Here is a 530-nt window from a genome sequence, read left to right on the forward strand (position 1 = left end):
AGTTGGAATGGCCTTTGGAAAAGGAAAAAAGCCGCTTCGCCGGGTTTTTATTTGCCCCCAGAAAAGTGAACCAGACGGCTCAGCGCCTCATCTCTTCAATTGGAATCTGCAACAGTCCCCTCTTGACCGGCTTCGGCACCCATCTTCAATCGGTCAGCCTTGCAAATGTATTTAGGCTTGCTCTTGGGTGCCAGTTTGGCACTGGCCTTCTTGGCGTGTGCCTTCAACAGCTGCTGGATCTTTTTACGACGATTCATGTTTCTCACTCACCTTGCGAACGCTTGAATGATATCAGCTTGAGATATCGGACCAGAGCCCTGAAGAGCCGGTTGATCAGAGGCCATGGAAAATTTCACAGCCGACGTATAGCCAAAGGCTTACACGAGCTGAGGACAATTCGCTATTTTTGCCCTTCAAGAAGGCCCGTAAGATTGGATCCAACAACTGGTGAACAGGGAGTTCGCCAGGATCAAGGACGATCGACCATGGCCCGGAGGGCTGCCGGCAGGGAGTTGGAATGGTCTTTGAAA

General features: G+C 51.1%; 2 protein-coding genes. Both read right to left on the bottom strand.

From position 1 onward, the window contains the following. Positions 1–95 precede the first annotated feature (95 nt). Positions 96–257 (bottom strand): DUF2986 domain-containing protein, encoded by a 162-nt coding sequence (locus tag NRB16_RS29230; RefSeq protein WP_257107615.1) that lies wholly within the window; start codon positions 255–257, stop codon positions 96–98. Between the two features lie 76 nt (positions 258–333). Next, positions 334–530, bottom strand: a 197-nt coding sequence (locus NRB16_RS29235) for a hypothetical protein (RefSeq protein WP_257107616.1), incomplete at its 5' end; no start/stop codon positions are given.

Origin of the sequence: Pseudomonas sp. LJDD11 (assembly GCF_024584215.1) — a bacterium.
Classification (GTDB): Bacteria; Pseudomonadota; Gammaproteobacteria; order Pseudomonadales; family Pseudomonadaceae; genus Aquipseudomonas.